Here is a 2654-nt window from a genome sequence, read left to right as displayed (position 1 = left end):
GCAACGAACCGTTCTTCGGGCGGAGAGTCGGAAGCTCGTCGAACAGGAAAAAGCCAAGGTTCGGCACAGATTCCGAGCCCGCTTGCGCGGACTTCGTCAAGGCAAGCTGCCAGACGTGGATCGCATCCCACAGACGTCTCGGCGAAGGTGGCTCCGGTGACGTCTCGATGGCCCGTCAATTGTCGGAATGTCAGATTCGTCAACGTGATGACGCGGTCGGGCTCGCTTACGACACACAGGAATCCCGACGACTGGAGGAAAATCTGGCGCAAGCTCGCCAGGCCGAGCCTATCGGCGACGGCGTCTCCCATGGCGGAACTCACCGAATCGACGCCATTTTTCCGATTGTCATTGGTAAATTCAAAGCGCTCTCGCATCCGGCTCCCTCGTCGGGATCACGCGAAAGACATTATAGACACCTTTTATAACATTTCAATTTGAAGTCGGTTCCAGCAAGCCAAGCTTGACCGTGCCAGYCGGCCTCGATTCAGAAATTCTTGCCGTCGACGGGCTTGGGATCGAGCTCGGCCAAGTCGACCGATTCGAGACAGCGCACGTTGATCGCCGCCATATCGTTCCCGGTCGCCGGGTGTTTCCCCTCCCCAAACGGGGCGCAGCCACATGTCGCACAGAAGCGATGTTTGATGGTGTGCGTGTTGAAGGTGTACGTGGAGAGATTGTCCTCTCCACGCGACACATTCAGCGCTCCGCGGGGCACGAAGGTCAGCAGATAGCCTTTGCGTCTGCAATGGGAGCAGTTGCACTCCATGACTTGCGCAAGATCCGCTTCGACTTTGAACGCCACCGCTCCACAATGACACGAGCCTTCGTACTGCATGGTGTTTCGTCCCTATGCTTGACTGGCCGCCTTGCCGCCGAGAGCCGCCTGCGCCGCGGCGAGACGGGCGATCGGCACCCGGTAGGGTGAACACGAGACATAATCGAGGCCCGCGCCTTCGCAGAAATGAACAGAGGCGGGATCGCCGCCATGCTCGCCGCAGATGCCGAGTTTGATCCCGGCGCGCGTCGCCCTGCCCCGCTCGGCCGCGATCTTGATCAGCTCGCCGACGCCTTCCTGGTCGATGGTGACGAAGGGATCGTGCGCAAGAATTCCCTTTTGCGTGTAGGGCCCGAGGAACGATGCGGCATCGTCCCGCGAAATGCCGAGCGCGGTCTGCGTCAGATCATTGGTGCCGAAGGAGAAGAACTCCGCCGATTTCGCAATGTCGCCGGCGAGCAACGCCGCGCGCGGCAACTCGATCATCGTTCCGACTTGGTATTCCACGGTGATGCCGGTTTCTTTCGCGACGGCCGCAGCCATCGCGTCGATCCGTGCCTTCACCAAATCGAGCTCCGCCTTCGTCATGACGAGCGGAACCATCACTTCCGGCACCACGGGCTTGCCGGTCTGACGACCGGCCTCGATGGCGGCTTCGAAGATCGCACGCGCCTGCATTTCGGCGATCTCGGGATAGGCGATCGCAAGGCGGACGCCGCGGAAGCCGAGCATCGGATTGAACTCGTGCAGCTCCGCAGCGCGGCTCTTCAACTTCTCCGCCGAGGCGCCCATCGCCGTCGCGACTTCCTGCATTTCCTCGTCGGTGTGCGGAAGAAACTCGTGCAACGGCGGATCGAGCAGGCGGATCGTGACCGGCAGGCCGCTCATGATCGTGAACAATTCGACGAAGTCGGCGCGCTGCATCGGCAGGAGCTTCGCCAAAGCGGCGCGTCGTCCAGCCTCGTCGTCCGACAAGATCATCTCGCGCACGGCGACGATGCGATCCGCATCGAAGAACATGTGCTCGGTGCGGCAAAGTCCGATGCCTTCGGCGCCGAACGTTCGCGCCGTCTTCGCATCGAGGGGCGTCTCGGCGTTCGCCCTCACCTTCATGCGGCGCACCCGGTCCGCCCAGCCCATCAGTGTCGCGAATTCACCGGAGAGTTCCGGCTGCAGCATTTTGACTTCGCCAATGAGCACCTGCCCATTGCCACCGTCGATGGTGACGATATCGCCTCGTTTCAGCGTCTGTCCAGCGACCGTCAGCGTCTGCGCCGCGTAGTCGACGCGAATCGAACCCGCGCCCGACACACAGGGCTTGCCCATGCCGCGCGCGACCACCGCCGCGTGAGAGGTCATGCCGCCTCGCGTCGTCAGGATGCCTTCTGCAGCGTGCATGCCATGAATGTCCTCCGGCGAGGTTTCGATCCGTACCAGAATGACCTTTCGACCCGCTTTCTTCGCGGCCTCGGCGTCGTCCGACGAGAACACGATCTCGCCGCACGCGGCGCCAGGCGACGCGGGCAAGCCGCTTGCGAGAATCTTGCGATCGGCCTTGGGATCGATGGTCGGATGCAGCAATTGGTCCAGTGCGGCGGGATCGACCCGCGTCACTGCTTCCTCCTTCGTGATCAGCCCTTCGCTCGCGAGCTCGACCGCAATCCGGAGCGCGGCTTTCGCCGTGCGTTTGCCGTTGCGGGTCTGAAGCATCCAGAGCTTGCCCTTCTCGACCGTGAATTCCATGTCCTGCATGTCACGGTAGTGCTTTTCGAGAATGCCGTAGATTCGCACCAGTTCGCCATAGGCATCTGCCATGGCCTTTTCCATCGAGGGCTTGTCGGAACCGGACGCGATGCGCGCACGCTCCGTGATGTCC

The 2654-nt window shown here is 62.0% G+C and carries 2 protein-coding genes; both read right to left on the bottom strand.

What is annotated here, in order from left to right; all coding sequences use genetic code 11:
• Positions 1 to 487: 487 nt before the first annotated feature.
• Positions 488 to 838, bottom strand: coding sequence for a GFA family protein (locus AC1DT3_RS17495; RefSeq protein ID WP_477466510.1), 351 nt, complete (start codon positions 836 to 838; stop codon positions 488 to 490).
• A gap of 12 nt (positions 839 to 850) precedes the next feature.
• Positions 851 to 2654: pyruvate, phosphate dikinase (ppdK, locus tag AC1DT3_RS17490; protein WP_477466509.1), on the bottom strand; the 1804-nt coding region annotated here is incomplete at its 5' end.

It is taken from the genome of Microvirga sp. P4_G7, from assembly GCF_056401005.1.
Note: the sequence above shows the minus strand (reverse complement) of the source record. Positions and strands in the feature narration are given on the sequence as shown.